Here is a 26370-nt window from a genome sequence, read left to right as displayed (position 1 = left end):
GATTTCGCCACTGCCGCTGCGGACCCGAAGCTCCTTGCCGCGGCCCAGGCCCTGGCTGCCAAGTCCGGCTCGGAGTTGGACAAGAATACGGCGCTGACCCTGGACGCCCTGGGCCTGCTGCTTGCCGCGGCCAAGAGCGTTGGCAGCACGGACCCCGTGTCCCTGCGCTCCGGGCTGGCTGCGGTGCATGGCTTTGAAGGGCTCACCGGCCGCATCTCATACAATGGCGGCGGCGACCCGGAGACCTCGGTGTTCATCATGGGGATTACCGGCGGCCAAGCCAAATTGCGCGAATCTTTGAACGCTCCCCCGAAGTAAGGAAGGCGCGAAAGTGAACTGGTCCGTGCGGAAGAGCCTGGTTGCCCGGCTGGTGAGCACCTATCTTATTCTCTCGCTGCTGGTCATCGTCTGCGTAGGGGCGGTGAGCTGGCTGGCCGGGCGCAATCTGCTGCGCGACGCGGCCTTCGCACGCCTGGATACGTCGGCCAGACAGAAGGAGGCGGACCTCGCCCTGTGGGTGAGGGAACGCCAGCAAGACCTGGAATTCTTGAGTGCGCTGCTGGCCCAGCAGCCCGGGCTCAAGGCCGCAGGCCGCAGCGATTACCATCCCGGCCCGGAGATTCTGTCCCTGCTTAATAGTTTCCAGGCCACCCAGCCGGACGTGCAGGAGGCTCTGCTGCTCGCGCCTACGGGCGGACGGGTGCTGGTCTCTTCAAAGGGGGGCGGCGCAGGGGGCTACCGGGCCACCTATAATTATTACATCCAGGGGCGGCAGGGGCCGACCGTGCAGAGCGTGTACACCTCGCCGGATTCCTCGCGCCCTGTGCTCTCGGTGAGTCTCCCCGTGAAGAACGAGGAAGGTGAGCTGCTTGCGGTTCTGGCAACCCATTTGAGCCTTGAGCCCATTGCGCAGATCATCCGCTCCCGGGTGGGCCTGGGCGACACGGGCGAGACATTTCTGGTGGATTCCTCTAGCCTGCTGGTGGCCTCCGATCATTTGGACGCGGCGGGCGCCCAGCGCAAGACCCATTCCGAGGCTGTGGTTCGCGCCCTTTCCGGCAAGAGCGGCCAAGGGTTGTATCTGAACGCCGCCGGCGAGCAGGTGGTTGGCGTGTACCGCTGGATGCCAGCCTATCAAATGGCCCTCTTGGCCGAAATGACCCAGGCCGAGGCCTTTGCCCCAGCCAGCCGCCTGGCCTTGACCCTGGTTTTGGTGGCCCTGGTTGCGGCGGTCATTCTCGGCGTTGGCGTGTATGTTTTGTCGCGGCGGCTGGCTCGCCCGCTGCTGGCCGTCACCCGCGCGGCCATGAGCGTGGCCGGCGGAGATCTTACAGTGCGCGCGCCGGTGGAAACCCAGGACGAACTGGGAAATCTCGCCCGCGCCTTCAACGCCATGACCGGGGAGCTTTCCGACCTCTACGGCAGGCTGGAGCTGGAGGGCCGCGAACGCGGGGCCATCCTGCAAGGCTCCTTCGACGGCATCGCCGTGGTGAACAGGAGCGGGGCCGTGGATTACTGCAATCCCGGCATGGAGCGTCTGCTGGGCTGCACCCTTGAGGACACACCCTCCCTGGCCGTGCTGGCCGACCGCATCTTTCCCCACCCGGAGGAGCGCAGGGCCTTTGTGACCAGCCTCCAGGCCGACATGGAGAAGGACAATCCGCCGGAGCGCGTGTTCGCCTTCCAGCACAAGAGCGGCGCGCGGCGCTGGTGCCGCCTCAAGGTCTCGCCCATGCACGGCGAGCGTCTGGTGCTCAACGCCCAGGACATGACCGAGATCAAGGCCAGCGAGGAGCGCGTGCGGCACATGGCCCTGCACGACAACCTCACCGGCCTGCCCAACCGCCAGCTTTTCCTGGACCGCCTGGATCAGGCCTTGCGCCGGGCCAAGCGCGCCGGGGTCAGCGTGGCGCTTCTGTATATCGACTTGGACCATTTCAAGAGCCTGAACGACACGTATGGACACGCCCACGGCGACCGCGTGCTGGTGGAGACCGGCCTGCGCCTGCGCGCCTGCGTGCGCGAGTCGGACACAGTGGCCCGCCTGGGCGGCGATGAATTCGTCGTGGTGCTGCCCGACCTGTTGCAGGTGGACGACGCTTTGCCCGTGGCCGCCAAGATCCAGCAGAGCCTCTTCGACCCTGAGGCCGGAGGCGGGCGGATGTTCCTCGGGGCCTCGGTGGGGCTGGCCTGCTACCCGGAGCATGGGCAGGACCAGGACAGCTTGCTGGCACGGGCCGATGCCGCCATGTATGAGGCCAAGCGCGCTGGCGGCAACGCGGTGCGCGTGGCCCCCTCCCTGCATACGCCCAAGCCGGACGGGAACGGCTAGGCGGACTGCGGCTTTACAGCTGCGCGCCTCCCGGCTAGGGTTTCCCAATGCACGCAAAAGCTCTTCGTCATCCGCCGCGTCTGCTGCTGCTCACCAGCGCCTATTTCCTTTTGGGGGAGCTGGCCACCGCGTGCAAGCGGCTCGGCGTGCCGCATTTGCTGCTGGATCTGGGCGCCCGCGAGATGGACGCCGAACTCTTCGTGCGCACTCTGCGCGACACGGTCTCCTCGTTCCGGCCCGACGCCATCGTCACTGTGAACCACCTGGGCGTGGACCGTGAAGGCGTGCTCCAGTCTCTGGCCCGAGATTTGAAGCTGCCCCTGGCCTCCTGGTTCGTGGACAACCCGGAGTTCATCCTGCCGCTTTATTCCGAGCCGGACGCGGAAAACACCCTCATCCTCACCTGGGACGCCGACAGCCTGGACGCCGTGCGCTCCCTCGGCTTCACCAAGGTCTGCTGGCTGCCCTTGGGGGCCGACCCGGAGCGTTTTTGTCCGGGCAGGCCAGGTAGGCCGGAGTGGCGCGCGCCCGTGTCCTTCGTGGGCAACTCCATGCTGACAAAGACCGGCCGCCGCCTGGGCGCGGCGCGGCCCGGCCCGGAGCTGCTCGCGGCCTTCGCTGGATTGGCCGGGGATTTCGCGGCCTCGGGCGAGCGCAACGTGCGCGCCTTTGTGGCCGCCAACCGGCGGCATCTGCTGCCGGAGCTGGACGCCCTGGGCGTGGAGCGGCGCACGGCTTTTGAAACGGCCGTAGTGTGGCGGGCCACTTTGGACTACCGTCTGGGCTGTCTGCGCCAGACCCTGGCCTTTTCGCCGCTCATCGCCGGAGATCCCGGCTGGCGGGAGCTGTTCCCGGACCAGCCCGGCCTGCGCCTGCACCAGGAAATCGGCTACTATGAGGAATTGCCGGGCTTCTATCCCCAGAGCGATGTGAACTTCAACTGCACCAGCGTGCAGATGAAGGGCGCGGTGAACCAGCGCGTGTTCGACGTGCCCGCTGCCGGGGCCTTTCTGCTCACCGACAGCCGCGCCCAACTGGACAGCATGTTCGAGCCGGGCCGCGAGATTGCGCTCTACCACAGCCCGGAGGAGGTGCCCGAGCTGCTGGCGCGCTACCTGGCCGACGAGCCGGAGCGCAGGCGCATGGCCCAGGCGGGCCGCGCACGGGTGCTGGCCGAGCACACCTACGAGCATCGCCTGGGTTCGCTTCTGGCGGCCCTTGCGGAACATTTTCCGGACACCCTGGGCCAGGGGGGGGGCTAGCCGTGGCCAAAGATCCGGTGCTGGTGCTGCAGATGCAGCGCATGGGCGACATGATCCTGTCGTTCCCGCTTTTTTTGTGGATCGCGCGCAGCTATCCGGGCCGCGAGCTGCACGTGGTGGCCGAGGAAGCCTTCTTCCACCCGCTCATGCCCGTAAGCCCCCCCGCCACCTACATCACCTGGCCCGCCGCAGCCGCCGGGGCGCTCTCCGGGCGGCGCTACAGGCTCATCGTGAACCTGAGCATCCGCGAAGAGGCCGCGCGCCTGGCCGGAAGCCTGGACGCGGACATCAAGGTGGGGCCGGTGCGCGGGGCTGATGGCGTTTTGAGGATTCACGGGGCCTGGCAGCTGTACCGCGCCAGCCTGGTGGGCCTGGGCCGCCACAACCGCTTCCATTGGGCGGACCTGAACGGACTTGATCTTGTGTCCCTCAAGGTGACGCGCCTGACGAATTTCGCCCCGCCGCGCAAGCCGGATGCAGGCAATCTCAATGTGGCGCTCTTTGTGGGCGCCAGCGATCCGGGCAAGCGCCCGGACCCGGAGTTCTACTCCCGGCTCGCCAGGGCGCTGCTTGAGCGCGGGCTTAAGCCCACGCTGCTGGGCGGCCCGGCGGACCGTCCCGTGGCCGACGCCATCCGCGCTCACAGCGGGCTGCCCCTGGTTGACCTGGCGGGACGGCTCTCCCTGGCCGAACTGGCTGAGTACGGCAAGACTCTGGCCCTCATGATCACCCCGGATACCGGGCCCATGCACCTGGCGGCTTGGACCGGCCTGCCCACTCTGAATCTCTCTGTTGGGCACGTGAACCCCTGGGACACCGGGCCATATCAACCCGGCCACCTGGTGCTGCGATCGAGCGCTTCCTGCGCCCGCGGGTGCTGGGGCTGCCGCCAGAAATCGTATTTGTGCCGCGCCGGGCTGGAGGCAAAGCCTGTGGCCGCCCTGGCCGCCCTGTGCGTGAAGGGTCAGCGCCAGCGCCTGGAGGGGATGAAGCTCCCCGGCCTGGAGCTGTTCGAGACCGTGCGCACCGAAGAGGGGCTTTTCGGCCTTCGCCGCCTGGGGCCTGGCGCTGCGGCCAAGGCCTCGGACCTGGCCGGCGAGTTCTGGCGGAGGTTCTTTCTTTGGCGTCATGCTGGCGAGCCTGAGGCGCGTGTGCGCGCGGCCTGGCAGGATCTGGCTCTGGGCCAGCCGAAGCTGGCGCGCTCCCTCAAGGCCTCGCTGCCGAAGTTGAGCCGGGGTGTTGCTCGGCTGGCGCGGGAGCACTCCGCCGGAGTGTCTCCGGGCGCGGCCTCGCAGGTCATCAGCCGTGAGGCGCCGCCCTTCTGGGGCTTGCTTGCCTCGTCTCTGGAAATGGCCGGACAGAATGCCGACGCCTCCCAGGCTTGGGCGCGAGAGAGCCTGGAGTTGCTGGAGCATCTGGCCCTGCTGCTCGACCAGCCGACCTGAGCCTTTATCCGCGCCGCACCGCCGCCAGGATCATTCAACGTGCTCTCGCCCGCTTGAATCAGCTTGTCCGAATCGGTCCGCAGGGCCTGCTCTCTTTGAGTATGCCCACCAATTCCTCCCACTCTTTTCGTCTTCCCGTCTTTAGGCTGGAACTGCCCTTGCCGATGCGTCTGCCTGGAGCTTTTTTCCTCACTGGCCGTCGCCGGTAAATAATGCCTGTGCCCAAAAGAGAACCCCGCCCGGCTGGTCAGGCCGGACGGGGTCGCACAGGGGTGGAAGGCTGGTATTAAGGTTCGAGCTTCTTGCGGGCTGCTGGTCAAACCCCGTGTTTCAGGCTTAGCGCTTCATGGCGATTACTTCGCCGAGCAGGCTGTCCGCCGTGGTGATGACCTTGGAGTTGGCCTGGAAGCCGCGCTGTGAGGTGATCAGGTCAACGAACTCGGTGGCCATGTCCACGTTGGATGATTCCAGGGCGTTGGAGGTGATGGAGCCCTTGCCTGCGGACTTGGCCGTGCCTGTAAGGGCGGAGCCGGAGTCGCGCGTTTCGCTGAAGAGGTTGCCGCCCTCGCGCCGGAGGCCCCACTGGTTGGTGAAGCTTGTCAGCGTCAGGGTGTAGAGCTCCATCTGCTGGCCGTTGGAGAAGGTGCCGGAGAGCACTCCGTCCTGCGAGACGGACACGTTTTGCAGGTAGCCCGCCGTAAAGCCGTCCTGGTCCTGGAACAGGGTGGAGAAGCCGCCCGTGTCGTACGACTGGGTCGCCAGGGTGCCCAGGGCGGAGCTGCCCATCTTGGGCACCCAGCCCGCGCTGCTGGTCTTGTTGCCGATGGCCGAGGCCTGGGTGGCGACGTTGCTGTTGGCCTGAGTCCATGTGCGGTTCTTGCTGCGGATTCCAAAGTCCATGGAGATGGGCACGGGCTCGGTGGAGTTGGTCGCGCTGGCGTTGCTGGCCTGGATGAAGTTTGCGGTCGTCATGGGGAAGCCTGCGGTGTCGAAGTCCGCCAGGGTCCACTGATCCAGGCCCTTGAGGTTGCCGCTGGCGTTGCTCTTGAGGGTGTAGGCGCTTTCGCCCACCAACTGGCCGGAGCGGAAGGTCATGGTGCCGATCATCATGACGCCGGCGCTGCTGGTGCCCCGCATAGGGCTGCCGCCAATGGTGCGGCCATCCTCGCCGGGCTTGCAGGTCACCATGTATTCCCACACGGTGTCTGCGCCGGCGTTGGAGTTCATGGTGACCTTGTCGTAGTACACCGTGAGGTTGTGCGAGGTTCCGGTGGAGTCGTACACCTTGATGGTGGTGCTGTAACCGTAGGAGGCGTTGGCCAGCGGGGTGTCGGCCGTGCCGTTCCAGGTTTCGAACATGGCGAAGTACGGATTGAGTAAGGAGTCGCTCTTGCTGGTGCTTGTGGGGTCCAGGTTGGTCACCACGTTGACGCTGGTGGTGGCCGAGGCCGGAGCCTGGAAATTCGAAACCTGCACGTCCACGGGAGAACCGGAAATTGCGTAATCCGCAGAGCTTGTGCTGGTGGTGCTGGCTCTTTGCATGGCCCAGCCCTGCACCCGGTAGCCGTTGGTGTCCACCAGGTTCCCGTCGGAGTCGAAGCGGAAGTTGCCAGCGCGGGTGTAGTAGGAGTTGTCGGTGTCGGGCCTCTTGACCGTGAAGAAGCCCTTGCCGCCGATGGCCAGGTCCGTGGCCTCGGTTGTGGTCTGGATGGCGCCCTGGGCGAAGTCTGCGTAGATTGCTCCCACCTGCACGCCCAGGCCCTTCTGGGCGGAGCCCGCCGCAGTGGCGACGTCCTGGCTGATGAGATCCTGGAAGTAGATGTTGGAGCCCTTGTAGCCCGTGGTGCTGACGTTCGCCAGGTTGTTGCCGATGACGGAAATGGCCTGAGAGTGGGCCTGCAAACCGGTGATGCCCTGGTACAGTGACGAAGTGAGAGACATGCCTGACCTCCTTGAACCCCTGTCTTATATTCCTGTGGTCGACCTAGTGATTCTTGTTTCTGTTCCGGACTACGAGCCGGTGGTGGCCGTGTTGACCACCTCGGTGACGTTTGCCAGTTCGACGGAACGTCCGTCGGCCAGCTGCAGGTACACGGTTCCGTTGGTCGTCTTGACCCCGTTGACCTTGCCGCTGATCTCGGACTGGACCATGACCTTCTTGCCTTCGGCGTTTTCAGCGCGGATGATGATGCCGTACGTGCCGTCGGGCTGGACCTTCCCATTGGTGTCCTTGCCGTCCCAGACGTAGGTGTACTCGCCCTTGCCCTTGGAACCCAAGGCCACGGAGCTGACGAGGTCGCCGTCCTTGTCGTACACGTTGGCCGTGACGTTGGTGACAGCTTCACCCAGGCCGTAGTACAGGGTGCTCACCGTGCCCTTGTCCACCGCAAGGTTGAATCCCTTGCTCTTGATGCTCTTGCCGATGTAGTTGACGCCGGAAAGAATGCTGTCGTCGCTGTTGGACTTCACAAGGTCCTGCACGCCGTCGTTGATCTTGTTCAGCGCTTCGAGGTTGGAGTACTGCACGACCTGCGAGGCCATTTCCTTGTCGTCCATGGGATTGTTCGGGTCCTGGTACTTGAGCTGCGCCAGCAGAATGGTCATGAAGTCTTGCTGATCCAACGTTGTCTTATGAGTCTTCGGCACATCGCCGACTCCGGTGGTTCCGCTGGTTCCTGTGGTTCCGCTGGTGGTGGTCATCGCAGCTGCTCCTGAATTAAGCGATTATGTGCAGGCCCTGGTCGGCAAGAATTGCCTGCACATGCGTATTCTGCATATCCGGGGCCATGCCGCCGGGTTCATCGCGCATCATGCGCAGTTGGGAGAACATGCGCGAAAGTTCCTGGCGCTCCTGGGCCTGGTTGTGCTGGTCGGCGTTGAAAGACGCCTGCTGGTCCTGGCGCGAGGTGAGCCCGGTCTGGACTTCCAGGTTTTGCACGGTGAGGCCCTGGTCCTCCAGGGTCTTCTTCAAGCTTTCCATGTTGGCGGACAGCATGGCGGCGGCCTGGGCGTCGTCGACCTGGATAACCGCGCTGATCTCCTTGCCCTTGACCTGAAGCAGCACCTGGGCCTTGCCCAGATTCTCGGGGTCGAGCTGGATGGTCATCTGCTTGCGGCCCTGGCCCAGATCCTTCAGCAGGGCCTCGGAAACCTGGTCCAGCACCTTGGGCGCGGCCAGCTTTTCAAAGCTCTTGGCCTGTTGGGCGGTCTCGGACTTGCCCTGCTGAACGTTGACGTTCTGGCCCGCGCGGGTCAGCGCGTCGAGAGAGTCCTTGCCCACGGCTGCGTTTGCCTGGGCGTTGCGCTGGCTGGCCGCTGAAGTGTTCTGCAGCGCGGCTTCGTCGGTGCGGACCTTGGCGTTGAAGTTGCGCCAGGAGTCGTCGCTCGCCTTTTGCTGCTGGGTCTTCTGCTGCTGATTCTTTTCGTGCTGGTCGAACCAGGCGGTGTCGTTCTTGTCCTTGGTCTTCAGCTCATAGCCCACCTGGGCGCCGCTTGAGTCGGAGGAGCCCTGGGCCACGGTCTGTGTGGAGTCGCGGAGGTGCTTGGCCGTGTCCTTCTCCATGATCTTGCCCAGGCTCTTGGCCAGCTCGGTGTCGCTTGAGCTGGTCTTGGCGCGTTGGTCCAGAACTGCCTGACCCATGGCGGCCAGGGCGTTCTTCATGTCGGCCACGGTGCTTTCAGGCCCCAGCAGTTTGGTGAGCTTCTTGGCTGTGGCGTCGGGCAGCTGCATGGCCTTGAAGAAGGTCGCCAGCTCGTTCTTGTTCATGCCCAGGGTGCTGTCGTCGGACATGGTGGCCAGCTTGTTCTGGATGCTTGAGAGGACCTTGAGACCGTCGCCCTTGACCACGGACTGGGCCATCTGCGCGGAGGTGTTTCCGGCAAAGCCCATCTTCTGGAACAGGGACTGGAGGTCCGTGGTTTCGCTGGCAGTGAGGGCCACGGCCTTCTTGGCGCCGGTCATGTGGCCGCCCAGGTTCTGCACCAGCTGGCCCCAGGTGAGTATGCCGGCCTGCGCACGCGCAGCCATGTCGGCCATTTCGGCGTCCGTGAACCCGGCCTTGGCCAGCAGAGGCTTGGCCTCCTCGAAGGCCTCGCGGGAGACGGGGGCGTTCTTGGCGCTGTTCGCCCCGGCGTCGGTGGATGTCTGGCGGACCTGCGTGGCGATGTTGGCATGGGCGGCGGCAGGCGCTGCATTGGCGGTGTTCACCGGGGCGCTCGCCGGAGCGTTTTCAGCCAGGGCCGTGGCCTGGTGCGCGGTGGAGTCCAGGGCGGCGTTTATCTGCGTGGATGCGCTTTGAACCACAGGACTGGCGCTGGGCTGGGCCATAAGGCTCAGGAAGTCCGAGAACGCGCGGGACTTGGAGGAGGTGTCGACCAGGGCGCTGGTGCGCAGCTGGTCGAAGATGGTGCTTGTCTTGGTCTCTGTCGAGGTAACTTCCTGCATGGGATGCTCCTTATGAACGGCGGTAGTTCAAAAGCCGTTCCAAAGTTGCAATGCAGGAATATCAACTTGTTACGATAATGGCGTGCGGCAAAACCTGCCGTTTTGGGCTAGGAGAGGAAAAAAAGTTCCAGGTCGATCTTGTGTTCCGCCGGGTTCAGCACCTGAATGATGTCCTGAGCCTCGGGCGAGCCGTCCAGTCGCCACAGTTCCAGGGTGCGCGGAATCTGTGGCCGCATCTTCGCGTCCAGAATGACCTTTATCTCCGGCTTGGTGGGCTTGAGCGGGTTCACGCCTGCCACGATGCCGTACTCTCCGCCGGAGAGCCGGACAAAGCTGCCCACAGGGAACACGCCGATGCAGCGGATGAAGCTCTCTATGGCGCTGGGCGGGAAGTCCTTGTCGCGCCACTGGTACATCATGCCCAGGGCCTTGGCCGGGGCCATGGCGCCCTTGTATACGCGCTTGCTCGTCAGGGCGTCGTACACGTCCACCACGGAGATGATGCGCGAGAACCTGCCGATCTGTTCGCCCGTGAGGCCGCGCGGGTAGCCCGTCCCGTCGAAGCGCTCATGGTGCTCTACCACGGCCCGCAGTATCTCCGGGTCCAGATCCGGCTGGTTCACCATGACTTTGTACCCCTCAAGGGGGTGGGCCTTCATGGTGTTGAACTCGGCCTCGGTGAGCTTGCCGGGCTTGTTCAGCACGGCCTCTGGGATGCGCGCCTTGCCCACGTCGTGATACATGCCCGCCAGGCCCAGCTTGAGCAGGGTGGGCTTGTCGATCCCCAGGTGCTTGCCCAGAAGCACGGCAAGCAGGCTTACGTTGAGGGAGTGGGTGTAGGTGTATTCGTCAAAGTCGCGCAGCTTGAAGAGGGTAACGGCGGCGTTCTCGTTGCGGAACACGCTTTCAATAAAATTTTCCACCAGGGGCGTGGCCTTGCGGTAGTCAATGTCCGTGCCCTTGCGCACGTCGTCCACGAAGCTTTTCACATGCACCAGGGCGTCGGCGTACAGTCTGCGGGCAATGGGCAACTCGTCGCCGATGCTGGTGGTGATGGGCACGCCAACGGGCCGGACCTGGCCCAGGAGCGAAATGCTGATGCTGGTGTCGACTGTGACGTCTTCAACATCTGCGGGCACCAGGGCGGCGATGTCCGCAGGGGTCAAAAGCGGTTTGTCCACCCGCACCAGCGGGTCGTCGAAGGTGCCCAGGCCGTGGCTCACCACATACATGCCGGGCTTCAAGGCGCTGCGTTTGATCCTTTGCTGCATGACATTCCCGCCGGTTTTGGCTGGAGAGTGCGTGCTGCCTAGGCGTGCGGCAACAGGGAGCGGCTGGCCAGGAAGCTTAAAAGTTCTTCACAGTCTTTGGCCATGTAGTCCGGCTTTGCCTTTGCCAGGGCCTCCGGGCTGGCGTGGCCGCTTTGGACGGCGGCGGCGAAAATCCCGGCGCGGCGGGCGGCCTCAATGTCCAGGGGATGGTCGCCCACCAGCAGGGCGCGCTCTGGGCGCACGGCCAGGCGCGAAAGCAGCGTCAGGGCGTGGTCCGGGTGAGGCTTGACGTTCTGCGTGTCCTCGCGCGCCATGAAGACGTCGCAGCAGGCCAGGACGTCCGGGAACACGACCTTGACCGCAGCGGTGGAGTTGCGGGTGAGGATGCCGACCTTGACCCCGCTTTGGCGCAGGCGCAGGAGCAGGGGCCGGGTGGCGGGAAAAAGCTCGCCGTCGCGTGCGGCGTCCAGTTCCGTGGCTTGGATTATCAAGCGTCCGCGTGTGTGGAACTGGCGGCCCAGGTCCTCGTCCATAAGGGCGATCTCGTCCGCGATGACGGTGATCCATTCCAGCACCGGCACTTCGGACGGCTCAGGCTCCTCGCCCAGAAAGGCCTCGGCCAGGGCGGTGATCTTGCGGCGCAGGCGCGGGAAGTCGATGGTCAGCCTGGAGAGGGTGCCGTCGAAGTCGAAAAGCAGGGCCTGAAAGGGTTGGCCGGGCGATTGCGTGAGGCTTTGCATGAACACCTCTGGGCGGCAAGGGTCTTGCCCGCGCGGCTGGGGCGCGGTACACCCTCGCCACAATGTTAGGGTCGGAAGCATCAGGTGGCCGGGCAATCTGTAAGGTTGGAGGCAGATGTGGTCAAGGGGTTTGACGTGCTGGTGGCCGGGGCAGGGCCTGCTGGCAGCGCCGCAGCCATGGTGCTGGCCGGACGCGGCTGGCGCGTGGGCCTTGTGGACCGCGCGGCGCATCCCAGGCCCAAGCTCTGCGGCGGGCTGCTCACGGGAAAGGCCATGGACGCGCTCTGGCGCATCTTCAGTCTCGACGAGGCCGCTCTTGTGGCGCGCGGCGGACTTTTTCACCAGACCCCGGACTATCAGTTTCTGAGCCAGGGGGTCGAGCTCCTGCGCGGACACGCGGCTGAACCCTTCCGGTTCATTGACCGCCCGGTTTTCGACGCGTTGCTGGCGGCCCTGGCCGTGGCGCGGGGAGCCGAGCTTCTGCCTGGGCGCGAAGTCGCGGCGTGCGACGCGGCTGCGGGAACCCTGAGCTTCCGCGACGGCGAAACCCTGCAGGCGCGCTTTGTAATAGGCGCGGACGGGGCCAATTCCGTCACCCGGCGGGCGCTGGGAGTGGACAGGGCGGCCTGGAAGCGCAACCTGGCCGCAGCCATCGAGGTGGAGCTGAGCGTGGGCGGCGGACCGGGGCAGTTCCCCAGGGAGGTTCGCGTGCCGGAGCTGCACGTGGGCGCGCCCAGCGTGCCGGGCGCGGGCTACGGCTGGGTGTTCCCTGGGCCGCGCGGCCCCAAGGTGGGCATTTGCGGCCTGCGGCGCGAGGACCGCAATTTCGGGGATATCTTTTTGGAGTACCTGGATGTTCTTGGCGTGGCCGACCCGGAACACGTGCCCTTGCGCGGGCACCCGCTGCCTTACGGCAATGCCCTGGCCCGGCCTTCCGGCGGGCGGCTTTTGCTGGCTGGCGACGCAGGCGGCTTTGTGGAGCCGTTGTTCGGGGAGGGCATCTTCTACGCCCTGGCCACGGGCGCCCATGCGGCCACGGCCCTGTGCCGGGCGCTGGAGTCCGGGGCCGACCCGGGCCGGGAGTACGAGGGCCTTCTGGCGCGGACCGTGCGGCCCGAGATCGTCTGGTCCAACCGCCTGCGCTGGGTGCTCTTTGCGGCGCTGAACCGCTTTGGGCCGGCGCCCATCAAGGGCTTTGTGCAGGCGGCGCCCGCAGCCCTGGCGCAGATGGTCCACGGCAGGCGCTCCTTCCGGCTGCTCTTGCCCAAGGGCTGGGAGTGGGGGAGCGAGGTGGGGCAGCCCCGCTAGGGCTGCTGAAGGTCCGGCGGCAGGTTGCGCCCGCTGGCCGCGCCGCGCGCAAGCACGTCGCAGCGTTCGTTCTCCGGGTCGCCGCTGTGGCCGCGCACCCAGCGCCATGTCACCTCGTGCGCGCCGATGAGCGGCACAAGGCGCTTCCATAAATCTTGGTTCTTGACCGGCTGCTTGGCCGCTGTTTTCCAGCCGTTTTTCTGCCAGCCGATGAGCCAGCGGTCGGTGAAGGCCTTTTTCACGTACTGCGAGTCCGTGATGATCTCCACCGCGCTCTTGGTCTTGAGGCTCTCCAGTCCGGCGATGACGGCCATGATCTCCATGCGGTTGTTGGTGGTGCCGGAGAAGCCCTGGGCGAGCTCTTTGCGATGCGGACCGGCCAGCAGCACAGCGCCATAGCCGCCGGGACCGGGATTGCCCAGGCAGGAGCCGTCGGTATAGATGGTGACGCGGGGAAGTTCCGTCATTTCGTATCCTTGTCGCCGCCGGGAGTGCCCGGGGCCGGGGTTTCTTGTGCCGCGCTCAGGGTGGCCAGGCGGCTTTGCATCAGGTCCAGGGCCAGCAGCAGCCCTTTTTGCCAGCTTTTGCCCGCCGCGAAGTGGAAGGGAAAGTGCTCGTCCACCAGCATGCGGGAGAAGTCTGCGCCGAGGGCGCGCGCCATGAGCGGCGGGAGCTGCACCACGGCGGATTTTTCGTCCGGGCACAGGCCCACGTAGAGGGTCTTGCCGTCCGCCTCCGGCGACTGGGGGCGCGTGCGCGTCACCTGCACGCGGGCCTCGATGCCGTACTCCTTGCGCAGGGAGGCGATGAAGGCCTGCACATGGTCGCGTTCGTCCGGGGAAAGGCTCTTGGTTTCGTCGGACAGGCCGAAGCGGGCGTTCAGGCGCTCCATGTTGCGTTCGCTGTTCTTCCAGAAGGCGAAAACCACCAGGCCCATGACGAGCATGAGTCCGGCGAGGCGCAGCAACGCCTCCAGCGGGCCTTTGGCGTGCAAGGTGAATCGGGCCATGCTTCCTCCGCTGACGACGCTTCTGCTGGCGGTGTAGTAACCGGAGCGCGCAAAACTGGCAAGGCCGGGGGGCTTGCCGGAGCCCGGTCTATGGGGTATTTGAATGAAGCGGCGTCCTGCCGCATGAATTTCCTGAAAGGAGCGACACATGCAGCGGATGGTTTTTTTGGCCGTTCTGGCGGCGCTGACATTGCTGGGCGGATGCGCCGGGCGGGATCCGAACCTCGCGGTGAAGGGCATGAGCCAGTTTGGCCGCGCCCCTGGCGAGTACACTCTGCGCGTCAACGTCTATGACCTGGACGCCGAGGGGCATCCGCGGCTGGCGGTCGAGAACGACGCCTCCATGCGCGGCTTCGTGACGCGCACCTTGGCTGAGCGCGGCTACACGCTGAAGGCTGCGAGCCCAGCGCGCTATGATGTCGAGGTCCACCTGCTCTGCGGCAACATGCGCAAGGCCGACATGGGCTTCATGGCCGAGGAGCTGCCTCTCCCCACCGCTGCGGCAGGCGCAGGCTATTCCGAACAGATCCATTACTGGCTGCCGGGCCAGGAGCAGACCAGCAGCGGCAGCGACACCCAGGCCATGCACGATTCCGCCCAGCGCAACCGCGTGGCCAGCGGATCTTCGCGCCCCAGCCAGGGCGTCATGGGCACGTCGTCCCTGGGCCGCACACCCCTGGACGTCTGCCAGGGCCGCGTGCTGGTGGTGCTCTCGCCCGCGCCCTCCGGCTCCGGCGCGCCCGCCCGAGAGGTCTTCGTCACCCGCGCCGCCACCGAGGATTGCAGCTCCGCCGCAGGCTGCTCGGTCGACGTGTGCCGCACTGCCCTGGAGCAGTCCCTTGTGGACATTCTGGAGCGCCGGTTCTAGCCGCGTCCCCGTGTCCTCTGATCGTGACGGGCCGTCCTCCTTTGCGGGGGGCGGCCTTTTTTTGGGGGGCGCAAGCCCTGCGCCGCACTGGCGATGCATCCGGCAAGGGTGTAAAAGGGTGCGGCAGCAGGTGCTCCGGGCCGGAGCGCCTGCCCCAGTCTGCCCCAGGTTGACGCAAAAGCGGAATCTTCGGAGGACGCCATGGATCGACGAAATTTTATGAGTTCCACCAGAGCCTTGGCCGAGGGGTTGTCCTGCGGGTGGGCTGTCCCAAGGCTCGAGCAGGAGTGCGCATGAGAAGCATCGGACGCTATGTCATTTTGGGCCTGCTTGGCCGGGGCGGCATGGGGGCGGTCTATAAGGCCGCCATGCCCCGCACGGGCCGCATGGCCGCTCTCAAGCTGTTGCGGCCCTCGGAGGAGCTTGCCGCCGCAGCGGATTTCGATGCTTTGCGCCGGGGCTTCTACCGCGAGGCGCAGCTCATGGCGAGCATCCGCCACCCTGGCGTGGCCCAGGTGCTGGATGTGGACGAGGACGCCTCAGGCTGCCCGTTCTTCGTCATGGAGTACTACTGCAGCAATCTGGGCGCGCAGCTGGGCGAAAGCTACCGCGTGGAGGAGCCCACCCGCAGGCTGGGGGTGGAGCAGTCTCTTTCCGTGGGGCGTCAGCTGGCCGGAGCCCTGGCCCGGCTGCACCACGAGGGCATTCTGCACCGCGATGTGAAGCCGTACAACCTCATGCTGGCGGACAGGCCCGTTGATTTTGCGCCGGAAGGGCTTTTGGCGGGTCAGTGTTATGGCGACGAGGTGAAGCTCATCGATTTCGGCTTGTCGCGCCTGCGCGGCGAGGTGGAGGCAGGAAGGCCGCGCGGGGCCGTGGTTGGTTCGCCGTATTACGCCGCGCCCGAGCAGGAGGCCGACCCGGCCAGCGCCGACGAGCGCGCCGACGTGTTTTCCGCCGGGGTGACGCTGTTCCGCTGCCTCACAGGACGCCTGCCCCAGGAGGGCGCGCCTGCCAGCGCCCTGCGCCAGGGGCTGGACGCCCGCTTCGACGCCTTTTTCGCCCGCTGCTGCCACGAAGACAGGGCGAAGCGTCCGGCCTCTGCCCGCGCACTGCTTACCGAACTTGATGAGCTTGCCGCGCATTGGCGCAAGCTGCAGGCCGCAGCCTGCGCCCTGCCGCACGATGCGTCGGAAGTGGAGCCTGTGGCCCCGTGCGTTGACGGGGCGTTGCGGGCCGAGCCCCAACGTCAGGGGCTCGCCGGGGCGCGGGAGCGCTTCGGGCTGGATGAGCTGTGGCGGCCTGTTTCCTGCCAGCCGGACCGTTTCCAGGATCAGGGGAACGGCACCGTGCGCGATGGCCGCACCGGCCTGCTTTGGGAGCGGGGCGGCAGCCCCTATGCCCTGACCCACGCCGGGGCGCTGGCCTATGCGGAGCGGCTCAATGCGGAAGAGTTCGCCGGGCGGACCGGCTGGCGCCTGCCAACGGTGGATGAGCTTTCGACCTTGCTCCTGCCCGAACCCGACTTGCGGCAGCTTTGCCTGGCTGGGGCCTTTGCTCAGGCCCAGCGCCGCTTGTGGAGCGCGGACCGCAAGTCCTTCATGGCCGCGTGGTACGCCGACGCCGAGCACGGCTTCGTGTGGTGGCAGGACGTGACCTGCGAGTTCTTCGCCCGCTGCGTGACGTCTGGAAGGTAGCCGCAGGGCGGCTGACTGGTGAGCGAGGGTGAGCAAGACCGCTCGGCCCGCTTCCGAAGTGTGTTTGGGAGACGAGCGGCGGGGGAAGTTTGAAGCAGAAGAGGCGAAGCGTTGCTGAACCGGCGCGAAGCGTGACGGTCTAAAGCAGGGACGCGGGCCAGCCGCAGAGCCAGCCCCAGATCCAGGCGGAAGCCAGCAACAGCAGGGAGAGCGCCCCACAGGCCGGATTGAGGCGGCCTCCGGCCCATTCGTCGGGCCGTCCGTGATGGAGCGCCAGCCACCCTGCGAGACCCCCCAGTCCGAGTCCGGCCAGCAGGCCGAAAACATGCGCTCCGATGTCCGTGTTCTCCCCGGCGGTGCCCAGACTTGCCACCAGCGCCAGTCCTGCGGCCACGGGCAGCAGCCAGCCCCGGCCAAAAGCGCCGTGCGTCGCGGTCATCCCGGCGCGGAAATCCCCCTCGCCGCTGGCGGCCTTGAGCCCGGCCAGCACCCCCGCTGCGCCGAACACGGCGGTGGAGAATCCAACCGACAGATGCCCCGGCCCGCCAAGCAGGGTGTGGACGACGGCATTGAGCAGGTTGCCCAGGACTCCCGCCAGCACAGCGAGCAGCCAGGCCGTGCCCGAGCCCACGCGCCGGGCCAGCAGGATCAAAAACGCCCCGCCCACAACGGCGTTGCTGGCAACATGGGCCGGGTCCGCGTGCAGGGTCAGGGCTGTGGCGGCCCGCCAGAGCTGGCCAGAGAGCATGCTGGCCGCGTCGGCCACGCCCACGCTGTGCCAATACTGCGGGTAGGAGTCGAGGAGCGGCCAGGGCTTCTGGGTGAGCACGAAGAATGCGCACAGGCCCAGCATGGCCGCCACCGTGGGCCGGGCGCGTTCCTGGCCCTCCGGCAGGGGGATGGAAGGATGGGGGCTGATGTTCTCCTTGTGGTAGAGCAGGATCTCGTCCACGGCCTGCTTGGCGAAGCGGGCCGGGGCCTGGATGGTGTAGCCGCCGGGCATGCTGCGCACACGATGGGGCACCAGCCGCGCACGCAGCACCAAGCTCCAAAGCTTGGCCTGTTTCTGCGAAAGCCGTCCCGGCGGTGTGCCGTCCACCAGCGGGGCAAGATCCGGCCAGGGTGCGCGCGAGTCCTGCAACGGGTCTGCTTCAGGCCTGGAGTCTGCGGCGGCCAGGGCGGCCTTGGGCGTGGGAATTCCTTCCGGGCTTGAGCCGAGGGGATTCGCCGTGCGGCGGGCGGGCCGCAGGGGGCGTGCAAAGGGTCTCAAGGGACGCATGAGCTTCAGTGTACCGGAAGTCCCCCCCGACCCGCCAGCGCAAAAAGGGCGGGGGGCTTTCGAAGGTTACGCCTTGCGCGCGGCCTCGGCCAGGAACAGCGGGTCGGAGCAGCGCAGCTCGTGGGCGTGGGGATCGTTCCAGGGCCGCGGACGACCGCGCAGGGTCTCGGTGGCGAGGTCCGCGAAGGCTCCGGTCTCGCGCAGCAGCGAGAGCACGAGCCCCAGACGTTCGAAGCTGTGCAGCTCTGTCCACAGGCGCACGGCCTTGGTGGGGAAGTAGCGGTCGGAAAAGCTCACCAGAATCCGCCCGCCGGGAACCAGCACGCGCGCGGCCTCGGCCAGCACGGCGCGCGGGTTGGTGAGGTACTCCACGGACAGGCTCAAGAGCACGGCGTCGAAGCTGGCGTCGGCAAAGGGCAGCTTCGGCTCGGCGTTGAGGTCGTGCACCACCTGCTTGTGGGCCTGGTCGGCCAGGCGCGGATTGGCGGCCAGCTCCTCGGCGTTCATGCCCAGGCCGGTGACTTGAATCTCCAGCTCGTCCGGCAGGTGCGAGTCGCGGGAAGCCATGAGGTCCAGCACGCGCATGCCCGGGGCGATGCGCGCCGCGAGCATCTCCGCAAGGCCGTGCAGGGCCAGGGCGTCCAGGTGGTCCACCAGGCGCGGACAGGCGTAGAATTCCGCATCCGGGGCCTCGTCCTGGCGGGAGAAGGCTCCGTCGCAGTCGCCGTGGCCGTAGTCCGGGGCCAGGTTCTCCCCAAGGCTATGGGGTGCCTGCATGCCCGGCCCTTCGGCGCAGGCTTCGTCCAGCCAGTCGTGGGCCACGCCGCCGGTGTCCCCGTGCTTTGGGCGCACGTCCAGCACCAGCGCCTCCATGGTGAGCTCGCGCCCGGCCAGGGGGTGGTTCAGGTCCAGGCGCACGTGCTCCTCGTCGAGTCCGAGCACCAGGGCAGGCCGCAGGTCGCCCACGTCGTACACCTTGGGCAGGCCGCGGATGCGTCCGCGCGGGTAGAAGCGGCCGGGCCGGATCTCCGGAGCGCGCCTGGTGAGGGTCTGGCCGGCAAACACGAGGCCTGTCAGGGCGTCGCGGGGCAGGGAGCGCACCAGCGCGGCGGCGGCATCGGGCAGTGATGCCCACTGCGGCAGCTCCAGGCGGCACCTGCGGCCCGCGCCCGCTCCCTCAAGGGCCGCCCGCAGGGAGCCGGGGAAGGCGTCCCGCCAGAAGTTCACCTTGTGGGCGTGCAGACGGTCCACATGGCGGGCATCCTCGCTGTTCCAATGCAGGGAGAATTCCAGCGTCCCGATGGTGAGATTGTCGATTTTCGGCATTGAGCCTGCTTTGCCCACCCTGAATTGGGTTCTTTGCGGCTGCGCCGCGTTGTTTCGAGTAGTTGCCTTCCGGGCCGGGGACTGCCGGTGCCGCTTGGGCCATGTGAGGATATGCGTCGCGCGCCAGGGACGCAAGGCCTGAGTGGGCAAGGTCCTGCCGGAGCTTGGACACTGCAAAATTTTCGGCGTATAGAGACGCCCGGCAGTGCGTGGCAGACCCGCCCGCGCCGCCAGCAGGCAGAAAGGGAGAAGCCCATGACAGCGGCATTGAGTCTTGAAGGTTCGGCGGGCCTGATGCTGGCCACCTTCGTGTTCGCTTCCATCCCCGGCCCAGGCGTGGCCGTGGCCGCAAACTAGCCGGAGCCGGAACGCCGTGTCGCACATCCTCACAGTCGCCGACCTGACCCGCGCCCTCAAGGACGTGCTGGAGGCCGAGTTTCCCTTTGTCTGGGTGCGCGGCCAGGTGACGAACCTCGCCCGTCCGGCCTCCGGGCACCTCTATTTCACCTTGTCCGACAACGAGGCCCAGCTCTCCGTGGTCTGGTTCAAGGGCAGCCAGGGGCGCGGCGGCAAGTCCGGCGTGGATCCCCTCACGGGCGAGGTGCTGGAACCAGGGGCCGACGCGGCCTCCACCCTGGCCGACGGCCAGGAGGTGCTGGCCGCTGGGCGCATCTCGGTCTACGCGCAGCGCGGCGCCTACCAGCTCATCGCCGAGCTGGTGCAGCCCGCCGGGGTGAGCGGTCTGGCCCTGGCCTTTGAGGCCCTTAAACGCAAGCTGGCGGACAAGGGCTATTTCGACGAGTCGCGCAAGAAGCCCCTCCCGCCCAATCCGGCCCGCGTGGCCCTCATCACCTCGCCCCACGGGGCCGCCGTGCGCGACTTCCTGCGTCTGGCCCAAGGGCGCGGCACGGGCGCGCAGATCCGCATCTACCCCGCCTTGGTGCAGGGCGACGCAGCCCCGGCCCAGGTGGCCGCGCAGCTCGACGCCGTGAACAGGGACGGCTGGGCCGATGTTGTCGCGCTCATCCGGGGCGGCGGCAGCCTGGAGGACCTCTGGGCCTTCAACACCGAGACCGTGGCCGAGGCCATGGTGCGCTCGAAAATTCCGGTGGTGACCGGCGTGGGCCATGAGCCCGACGTCTCCATCGCCGATTACGTGGCGGACAGGCGCTTCTCCACCCCGTCCGCCGTGGCCGCAGGCCTGTGGCCCCTGCGCGCGGACCTCATGCAGGCCGTGGACGGCCTGGAGGCGGACCTCGCGCGGGCCTTCGGCGCGCACATGGAGCGCCAGGAACGCAAAGTGGCCGAGCTTTCCCGCGCCCTGGCCTGGCTTTCCCCGGCCCAGCGCCTGGAGCGGTTGGACCAGGGCTGGCGCGAGGCTTCGCAGCGGCTCCTGGGCGCTGGGGGCAGATATTTCGACGAGCGTGGCCGTGACGCTGATTTGGCCTTGCGCGGCCTTCTGCGCGCCTTTGGCCCTTTTGCCGTGGATGCGCGCGCGGAGCAGGTGCGCGCCCTTTCCGAGCGTCTGGCCCTGGCTGCGGACGTGCGCCTGGCCGATGCCTCGCGCCGGGCGGAGGTGCTTGCGGCGCGCTTGTCCGGCCTCAACCCCGAGGCTCCGCTGGCGCGCGGGTACAGCCTGGTGCGCGTGCTGGGCAAGCGGGGCGGCGCGGGCAGGCTGCTGCGCTCTGTGGCCGATGTTTCCCCTGGCGACCGTCTGGCCGTGCGCACGGCTGATGGCGAGGTTCCGGCCATGGTGACCCCTGCCGTGATGAGCACGCCCGGCATGGACGAAGGGGAGGGGGCCTGATGAAACAGCGTCGGTTGATTGCGAGCCCGCTGCCGTACTTTTCGGCGCATCTGTCAAACTTGAAGCGCCACCGGCTGACGCGTCCATGTTCGCAGTTCAGCAATCCCATGCCCTGGCTTCTGATGCTTGCTCTGGCGCTGGCGGCCTGCCTGTCGCCCGGCCTGTCGCTGGCGGGCAGGCGTCCGCCCGTGGCTCCCGCGGCGGCGGGCCAGTCCAAAAGCGCGGGCGGCGAGCTTGTGTGTCCGCAGACCGCAGCCATCGGCGAGCCCTTTGTGGTGCGCGTGAAGCTCGCGGGGCCAGCGGCCCAGGCCAGCCTGACCTTCATGGGCCGCAGCACGTCCCTGGCGTTGCGGGTCTCCGGCCCGGGCGCGGAGGCCGTGGCCGTGCTGGGGGCCGATGTGCTGGACGCCCGGCCTGGACCCCAGGACGTGGTGGTGCGCGTGACGCCGCTGGGCGGCGGCAAGCCCCGGACCCTCAAGGCCAGCGTGGAGCTGCTGTGCGTGAAGCGTCCTGTGGAGCGCCTGACCCTGGACCCGGCCATGGTGGACCCGCCGGACGCGGAGCTGCCGCGCATCGGGCGGGAGCGCGCCCTGGCCCGGCAGGCCCTGGGACGCGCCACCCCGCAGCGGTTGTGGAAGCTTCCTTTCTCGCACCCGGTGCCTGGCGAACTTTCGAGCATTTACGGCATCGGGCGCATTCTGAACGGCGAGCCGCGCTCCCCGCACCGGGGTCTGGATCTGGAGGCCGACATCGGCCAGCCAGTGATCGCAGCGGCGGACGGCGTGGTGGCGCTCACCGGCGGCTTCTATTACGCAGGCAATTGCGTGTACCTGGACCACGGCCAGGGGCTTATAACTATGTACTTCCACCTGTCCGAGGTGCGCGTGGAAACGGGGCAGCGCGTGGCGCGCGGGCAGGTGCTGGGAATGGCGGGCGATACGGGCCGCAGCACGCGCTCCCACCTGCATTTCGGGGTTTCTGCCCTGGGGCGGCTGGTGGACCCCGCGCCTCTCTTTCTGTATGATGCCTTTCCATAACGAGGGATGACACCCGCCGGAGCGAGCATGGCCAAGGACAAGACGAGTTTCGAGCAGCGCCTGGAGCGCCTGAAGTCTGTGGTGGATTCCCTGGAGCGGGGCGATCTGCCCCTGGAGAAGGCGCTGGCATTGTACAAAGAGGGGCTGGGCCTTTCCGGTGATCTGGGCCGCCAGCTGGAGGCCGCCAGGAACGAGGTGAAGCTTGTGCAGGACGGCCTGCTGAAGGAATTTGCGGCGCTGGAAGGCGTTGGGGACAGGGAGACCGAGGCATGAGCGTGGAAATGGACGTCAAGGCGGAACTCAAAAAACGCGCCGACGAGATCGAAGCCTACCTGGCCGACTGCCTGCGAGCCCGGGATATTCCGGAGCGTTTGCTGGAAAGCATGGAGTACAGCCTGCACGCGGGCGGCAAGCGCCTGCGCCCGGCCCTGGTGCTCACCTTCGCGCGGCTCTTTGGCGCGTCCGGGACCAAGATGATGCCTTTCGCCGCTTCCCTTGAGCTCATCCATACCTACTCCCTCATCCACGACGACCTGCCCGCCATGGACGATGACGACCTGCGCCGTGGCAAGCCCAGCAACCACAAGAAATACGACGAGGCCACGGCCATCCTTGCGGGCGACGGCCTGCTCACCGAGGCTTTCTGCCTGATGTTCTCCTGCGGGGACGAGGGCGGCGTGCCCGCGCCGCGTCTGGTGCGCGCTGCCCAGGCCGTAGCCACAGCCGCCGGGTCCGGCGGCATGGTGGGCGGACAGGCCCTGGATATGGAGTACACCGCCCGCGCGGGCGTAAGTTTCGAGGAGTTGCGCGCCATGCACGCCATGAAGACAGGCGCGCTCATCACCGCCGCCTGCGTGGCCGGTGCGCTGCTGGCCGGTGCGGAACCGCCTTTTGTGCGCCGTGCGCGTGAATACGGCATCAATGTGGGCGCGGCCTTCCAGATTGCCGACGACATCCTGGACGTGGTGGGCGAGACGGCCACCCTGGGCAAGCCCGCAGGCAGCGACGAGCGCCAGGGCAAGACCACCTATCCTTCCCTGCTGGGCCTGGACGCCAGCCGCGAACTGGCCCGGAAGCGGGCCGAGGTTGCGGTTGCGGCTCTTGACGGCATCGATCACCCGGAGGCCGACTTCCTGCGCGCCTTGTCCCGCTACATCGTGGAGCGCGTCAATTGACAGCCAAACCGACCCCCCCGCCCATGGTCCCTCCTCCGAACGGCAAGGAGCTGCTGGAGCACATTCTTCGTCCGGGCGATGTCTCGCGCCTGAACCCGGAGGAGCTGGCTGCGCTGGCAGGCGAGCTGCGCCGGGTCATCATCGAGCAATGCTCCGAGGGCGGCGGCCATCTTGCCCCCTCCCTGGGCGTTGTGGATCTGACCCTGGCCCTGTTCAAGGCCTTCGACCTTGAGGAGGATCGCCTCATCTGGGACGTGGGCCACCAAGCCTACGCCCACAAGCTGCTTACGGGCCGGGCGGGCAGCTTCCACACCCTGCGCAAGCTGGGCGGCGTGTCCGGTTTTCCGCGCATGGCCGAGAGCCCTTACGACCACTTCGGGGTGGGCCACGCCAGCACGTCCATTTCCGCCGCCTTGGGCATGGCCCTTGCGCGCGACCTTGCGGGCAAGAAGAACGAGGTGGTGGCTGTCATCGGCGACGGCTCCATGACCTCGGGCCTGGCCTACGAGGGCCTCAACCAGGCGGGCGGCATGGGCAGCAAGATGGTGGTGGTGCTGAACGACAACGAGATGTCCATCTCGAAAAACGTCGGAGCTTTGTCCAATTTCCTCTCCCGCAGGCTCTCGCGCCCGGCGCCCCAGCGCTTCAAACGCGAGTTCGAGTCCTGGCTGGCGAGCATTCCGCGCATCGGCAAGGATCTTGCCATGTTCGCGCGGCGCAGCGAGGACTCCCTCAAGACATTCTTCACGCCGGGCATGCTGTTCGAGGCCTTCCGCTTCACCTACGTTGGCCCGGTGGACGGCCACAACATCCCGGCCCTCATCGACGTGTTTGAGCAGACCAAGGGCATGGACCGGCCCGTTTTGGTGCATGTGCTGACCAAGAAGGGCAAGGGCTACGACCCCGCCGAGACGAATCCGACCTATTTTCACGGCGTGGGACGCTTCGAGCCGGAGACGGGCCTGGCCCCGCTGAAGATCGGCTGTGGAAGAAAATCCTACACCGAGGTCTTTGGCGAGAGCCTGTGCCGACTGGCCGACAAGGATCCCAAGATCGTGGCCATCACCGCCGCAATGCCGGAAGGAACGGGCACGGACTGCTTCCGCCAGCGCCACCCGGAGCGCTTTGTGGACGTGGGCATCTGCGAGCCCCACGCGGTGACCTTTGCCGCAGGCCTGGCCACGCGCGGCTTCATTCCGGCGGTGGCCATCTACTCCACCTTCATGCAGCGCTCCTACGACCAGATTGTCCACGACGTGTGCCTGCAGGGGCTGGACGTGAAGTTCTTCCTCGACCGCGCCGGACTGGTGGGCGAGGACGGGGCCACGCACCACGGCGTGTTCGACATCGCCTACCTGCGCCACGTGCCCGGACTCACGCTCATGGCTCCCAAGGACGAGGCCGAGCTGGCCCAGATGGTGGCCACGGCCATGGCCACGCCTGGACCCATGGCGGTGCGCTATCCTCGCGGCGTGGGCAACGGGGCGGAGGTGCAGGACGAGCCGGAGCTTCTGCCCATCGGGCAGGGCGAAATGCTGCGCGAGGGCACGGACGCGGTGATTCTGGCCCTGGGCTCCCGCGTGCATCCGGCGCTGGAGTGCGCCCAGGAGCTGGAGGCCGAGCTGGGACTTTCCGTGGCGGTGTTCAACGCCCGGTTTGTGAAGCCCCTGCCAGAGGCGCAATTGCTTGATCTGGCGAAGCGGTTCGGGCGCATCCTCACGGCCGAGGAAGGCTGCCTGTCCGGCGGGTTTGGTTCTGCGGTGCTGGAGTTCTACGCCGACCAGGGCGTGCTTGGCGGCCTCAGCCTGCGCCGCGTGGGCATCCCGGACCAGTTCATCGAGCACGGCGCGGCCAAGGAGCTGCGCGCCAAGGCCGGCATCGACAAGGCGGGAATCAAGGCCGCGCTGCTGGGCCTCTTGGGTCGGGATCGCGCTTCCTAAAAATACCCAAGCCCCTTCAGGATTTCCAACTGCCGCTCCTTGTCCGGGTCGCGGCCCGCGCGCTCGTCCTCGCCTGAACCGGCAATGCGCGTGCAGGGCATGCAGCCCAGCGACCGGTAACCCTGGTGGTACAGCTCGCAGTAGGGCAGCGCCTCGCCGGTAATGTAAGCCCACACGTCCATCTCCGTCCAATCCAGAACCGCGTTCACCTGCCAGTGCTCCGGGCAGGCTTCCGTCGCCGGGCGCAGCTCGGCGTAGGGCCGTTGCGCCCGCGAGGGATGCTCGTCGCGCCGCAGGCCGGTGATGAGGGCCAGGGTTCCGGTTTCGCGGATGGCGCGGTTCAGGGGCGTGATTTTGAGGTCGCGGCAGCAGGATACCTTGTCCTGCGCCACGGGGTAGGCTTTGAGATCGGCCTCTGGCCGGGCGATGGTGAGGGCCACGCCCCAGTCCGCGCAGAGCTGGTCGCGCAGGGCCGTGACTTCCGGGAATTTGAGGCCCGTGTCTACGCTGATGGCCAGAAGCGGCGAGGCGCCGTGCCGCGCCAGGGCTTCGCGCCACAGCGCCAGCGCCACGCCGGAGTCCTTGCCCCCGGTGTAGGCCACGGCAACGCGCGCGGGCTCCAGGTGTTTGATCACCGCGTCCAGCAGCACGCGGCTGCGCGCCAGCTTGTCTTCAAGGCTCGCGCCCGTCGGCAGGGGCGGAAGGCTGTTCAGGGCGTCAAGGGGCATCGGGTGGTCCTTCTCTTTGGTATACGGCTTGCCGGGCGTGCGCAGCGGCGCTATGGTCGCAGCATACGTTCCCGCCCGGAGGCGCAATGCTGAAGAAAATAGCGATGCTTGTCCAGGCCCAAGGCCACTGCGTGCTGGCGACCTGCGATTGCGACGGCGAGGGAGCCGCGCCGCACACCTCGCTCATGTCCTGTTGCGCGTCCGATGATTGCGGGGAGTTCTGGCTGGCCACGAGGACTGACACGCGCAAGTTCCGCAACCTCTCGGCCAACCCGCGCGCCAGCCTGCTGGTGGACGACAGGGCGGGCGGGGAGCGGGCCGGGCAGCCAGGCCTGGCGCTTACTGTTGCGGCGCGCCTTGAGTCCTTTGCCACGGCTGCGGACCAGGACGCCGCGCGCCTGGCCCTGCTGGCCCGACACCCCGGCCTGGAGTCTTTTCTGGCGCAGGAGCAGACCCAGGTGCTTAGGCTCGTTGCTGTAAGCTTTCAACTTCTGACAGGACTTTCCGAGGTTTTTTTTGTCGAGGCGGAGAAAGTGCTTGACGCTCGGACCAGGAAGGCTTAATTCTTCCACCTCGCGTGGGCTCGTAGCTCAGTGGATAGAGCGCCGGACTACGAATCCGTAGGTCGCAGGTTCAAATCCTGCCGGGCCCACCACGCAAGTTCAGGGAGTTGTGACGAAAGTCATAACTCCCTTTTCTTTT

General features: G+C 67.0%; 23 protein-coding genes and 1 tRNA gene. 14 read left to right on the top strand and 10 right to left on the bottom strand.

The window, feature by feature from the left end; translation table 11 throughout:
• The 4 genes from Q8O35_RS10450 to Q8O35_RS10435 form a co-directional block, all read left to right on the top strand.
• A partial coding sequence (locus tag Q8O35_RS10450; protein ID WP_371133124.1) for a hypothetical protein occupies nucleotides 1-318 on the top strand: 318 nt, incomplete at its 5' end.
• Nucleotides 319-331: 13 nt separating this feature from the next.
• Nucleotides 332-2332: a diguanylate cyclase domain-containing protein gene (locus Q8O35_RS10445; protein ID WP_305572996.1), complete on the top strand. Its 2001-nt coding sequence runs from the start codon at nucleotides 332-334 to the stop codon at nucleotides 2330-2332.
• 47 nt (nucleotides 2333-2379) lie between these two features.
• On the top strand, nucleotides 2380-3594 hold the full coding sequence (locus Q8O35_RS10440; RefSeq protein ID WP_305572994.1) for a glycosyltransferase: 1215 nt from the start codon (nucleotides 2380-2382) through the stop codon (nucleotides 3592-3594).
• Nucleotides 3595-3596: 2 nt separating this feature from the next.
• Entirely contained in the window at nucleotides 3597-5039 is a 1443-nt protein-coding gene (locus Q8O35_RS10435) for a glycosyltransferase family 9 protein (RefSeq protein ID WP_305572992.1), read from the top strand.
• A 336-nt stretch (nucleotides 5040-5375) separates the two neighbouring features.
• Here Q8O35_RS10435 and Q8O35_RS10430 read toward each other — a convergent pair whose 3' ends face one another.
• From Q8O35_RS10430 to Q8O35_RS10410, 5 genes are all read right to left on the bottom strand, one after another.
• On the bottom strand, nucleotides 5376-6980 hold the full coding sequence (locus Q8O35_RS10430) for a flagellar hook protein FlgE (RefSeq protein WP_305572990.1): 1605 nt from the start codon (nucleotides 6978-6980) through the stop codon (nucleotides 5376-5378).
• A 69-nt stretch (nucleotides 6981-7049) separates the two neighbouring features.
• The gene (locus Q8O35_RS10425) at nucleotides 7050-7739 is read right to left on the bottom strand and encodes a flagellar hook assembly protein FlgD (RefSeq protein WP_305572988.1); all 690 of its coding nucleotides are present in this window, start codon (nucleotides 7737-7739) and stop codon (nucleotides 7050-7052) included.
• 16 nt (nucleotides 7740-7755) lie between these two features.
• Nucleotides 7756-9483 (bottom strand): flagellar hook-length control protein FliK, encoded by a 1728-nt coding sequence (locus tag Q8O35_RS10420; protein ID WP_305572985.1) that lies wholly within the window; start codon nucleotides 9481-9483, stop codon nucleotides 7756-7758.
• Nucleotides 9484-9590: 107 nt separating this feature from the next.
• The gene (locus Q8O35_RS10415; RefSeq protein WP_305572983.1) at nucleotides 9591-10754 is read right to left on the bottom strand and encodes an HD-GYP domain-containing protein; all 1164 of its coding nucleotides are present in this window, start codon (nucleotides 10752-10754) and stop codon (nucleotides 9591-9593) included.
• A 38-nt stretch (nucleotides 10755-10792) separates the two neighbouring features.
• Nucleotides 10793-11494, bottom strand: a complete 702-nt coding sequence (locus Q8O35_RS10410) for an HAD family hydrolase (protein WP_305572981.1) — start codon at nucleotides 11492-11494, stop codon at nucleotides 10793-10795.
• A gap of 117 nt (nucleotides 11495-11611) precedes the next feature.
• On the opposite strand from Q8O35_RS10410, the gene Q8O35_RS10405 reads away from it, so the two are divergent.
• Nucleotides 11612-12802, top strand: a complete 1191-nt coding sequence (locus Q8O35_RS10405; RefSeq protein ID WP_305572979.1) for an NAD(P)/FAD-dependent oxidoreductase — start codon at nucleotides 11612-11614, stop codon at nucleotides 12800-12802.
• On the opposite strand, the gene rnhA is transcribed toward Q8O35_RS10405, so the two are convergent.
• A complete protein-coding gene (rnhA, locus tag Q8O35_RS10400) occupies nucleotides 12799-13269 on the bottom strand; it encodes a ribonuclease HI (RefSeq protein ID WP_305572977.1) in 471 nt (156 codons plus the stop codon). The genes Q8O35_RS10405 and rnhA overlap by 4 nt on opposite strands.
• The gene (locus Q8O35_RS10395) at nucleotides 13266-13811 is read right to left on the bottom strand and encodes a hypothetical protein (protein WP_305572974.1); all 546 of its coding nucleotides are present in this window, start codon (nucleotides 13809-13811) and stop codon (nucleotides 13266-13268) included. Before Q8O35_RS10395 ends, rnhA begins: the two co-directional genes overlap by 4 nt.
• 148 nt (nucleotides 13812-13959) lie before the next feature.
• On the opposite strand from Q8O35_RS10395, the gene Q8O35_RS10390 reads away from it, so the two are divergent.
• Nucleotides 13960-14679, top strand: a complete 720-nt coding sequence (locus tag Q8O35_RS10390) for a hypothetical protein (RefSeq protein ID WP_305572972.1) — start codon at nucleotides 13960-13962, stop codon at nucleotides 14677-14679.
• 293 nt (nucleotides 14680-14972) lie between these two features.
• Nucleotides 14973-16376 (top strand): protein kinase, encoded by a 1404-nt coding sequence (locus Q8O35_RS10385; RefSeq protein ID WP_305572970.1) that lies wholly within the window; start codon nucleotides 14973-14975, stop codon nucleotides 16374-16376.
• A 139-nt stretch (nucleotides 16377-16515) separates the two neighbouring features.
• Here the strand turns inward: Q8O35_RS10385 and Q8O35_RS10380 are convergent, their stop codons facing one another.
• Both Q8O35_RS10380 and Q8O35_RS10375 read right to left on the bottom strand, forming a co-directional pair.
• Nucleotides 16516-17655, bottom strand: coding sequence for a rhomboid family intramembrane serine protease (locus Q8O35_RS10380; protein ID WP_305572967.1), 1140 nt, complete (start codon nucleotides 17653-17655; stop codon nucleotides 16516-16518).
• Nucleotides 17656-17721: 66 nt separating this feature from the next.
• A complete protein-coding gene (locus Q8O35_RS10375) occupies nucleotides 17722-18981 on the bottom strand; it encodes a methyltransferase domain-containing protein (protein ID WP_305572965.1) in 1260 nt (419 codons plus the stop codon).
• Nucleotides 18982-19354: 373 nt separating this feature from the next.
• Between Q8O35_RS10375 and xseA the strand changes: the two genes are divergently transcribed.
• The 5 genes from xseA to dxs all read left to right on the top strand — a co-directional run bounded on the left by xseA (nucleotide 19355) and on the right by dxs (nucleotide 24940).
• Nucleotides 19355-20788 carry an exodeoxyribonuclease VII large subunit gene (gene xseA / locus Q8O35_RS10370; RefSeq protein WP_305572963.1) on the top strand — a complete coding sequence of 478 codons (1434 nt, stop codon included), beginning with the start codon at nucleotides 19355-19357 and terminating at the stop codon, nucleotides 20786-20788.
• A 107-nt stretch (nucleotides 20789-20895) separates the two neighbouring features.
• The gene (locus tag Q8O35_RS10365) at nucleotides 20896-21825 is read left to right on the top strand and encodes a M23 family metallopeptidase (protein WP_305572961.1); all 930 of its coding nucleotides are present in this window, start codon (nucleotides 20896-20898) and stop codon (nucleotides 21823-21825) included.
• A 27-nt stretch (nucleotides 21826-21852) separates the two neighbouring features.
• The gene (xseB, locus tag Q8O35_RS10360; protein WP_305572959.1) at nucleotides 21853-22098 is read left to right on the top strand and encodes an exodeoxyribonuclease VII small subunit; all 246 of its coding nucleotides are present in this window, start codon (nucleotides 21853-21855) and stop codon (nucleotides 22096-22098) included.
• A complete protein-coding gene (locus tag Q8O35_RS10355) occupies nucleotides 22095-23000 on the top strand; it encodes a polyprenyl synthetase family protein (protein ID WP_305572957.1) in 906 nt (301 codons plus the stop codon). Before xseB ends, Q8O35_RS10355 begins: the two co-directional genes overlap by 4 nt.
• A 23-nt stretch (nucleotides 23001-23023) precedes the next feature.
• Nucleotides 23024-24940 carry a 1-deoxy-D-xylulose-5-phosphate synthase gene (dxs, locus tag Q8O35_RS10350; RefSeq protein ID WP_305572955.1) on the top strand — a complete coding sequence of 639 codons (1917 nt, stop codon included), beginning with the start codon at nucleotides 23024-23026 and terminating at the stop codon, nucleotides 24938-24940.
• Here dxs and Q8O35_RS10345 read toward each other — a convergent pair.
• On the bottom strand, nucleotides 24937-25668 hold the full coding sequence (locus Q8O35_RS10345) for a phosphoadenosine phosphosulfate reductase family protein (RefSeq protein ID WP_305572953.1): 732 nt from the start codon (nucleotides 25666-25668) through the stop codon (nucleotides 24937-24939). The two genes, dxs and Q8O35_RS10345, sit on opposite strands and share 4 nt — an antisense overlap.
• Before the next feature lie 86 nt (nucleotides 25669-25754).
• On the opposite strand from Q8O35_RS10345, the gene Q8O35_RS10340 reads away from it, so the two are divergent.
• Nucleotides 25755-26231 carry a pyridoxamine 5'-phosphate oxidase family protein gene (locus tag Q8O35_RS10340; RefSeq protein WP_305572951.1) on the top strand — a complete coding sequence of 159 codons (477 nt, stop codon included), beginning with the start codon at nucleotides 25755-25757 and terminating at the stop codon, nucleotides 26229-26231.
• A gap of 16 nt (nucleotides 26232-26247) precedes the next feature.
• A tRNA-Arg gene (locus Q8O35_RS10335) sits at nucleotides 26248-26323 on the top strand.
• Nucleotides 26324-26370 lie beyond the last annotated feature (47 nt).

Source organism: Humidesulfovibrio sp., from assembly GCF_030689645.1.
Taxonomy (GTDB): domain Bacteria; phylum Desulfobacterota; class Desulfovibrionia; order Desulfovibrionales; family Desulfovibrionaceae; genus Humidesulfovibrio.
The sequence above is the reverse complement of the archived record's forward strand: the minus strand, read 5'-3'. Positions and strand labels throughout refer to the sequence as shown.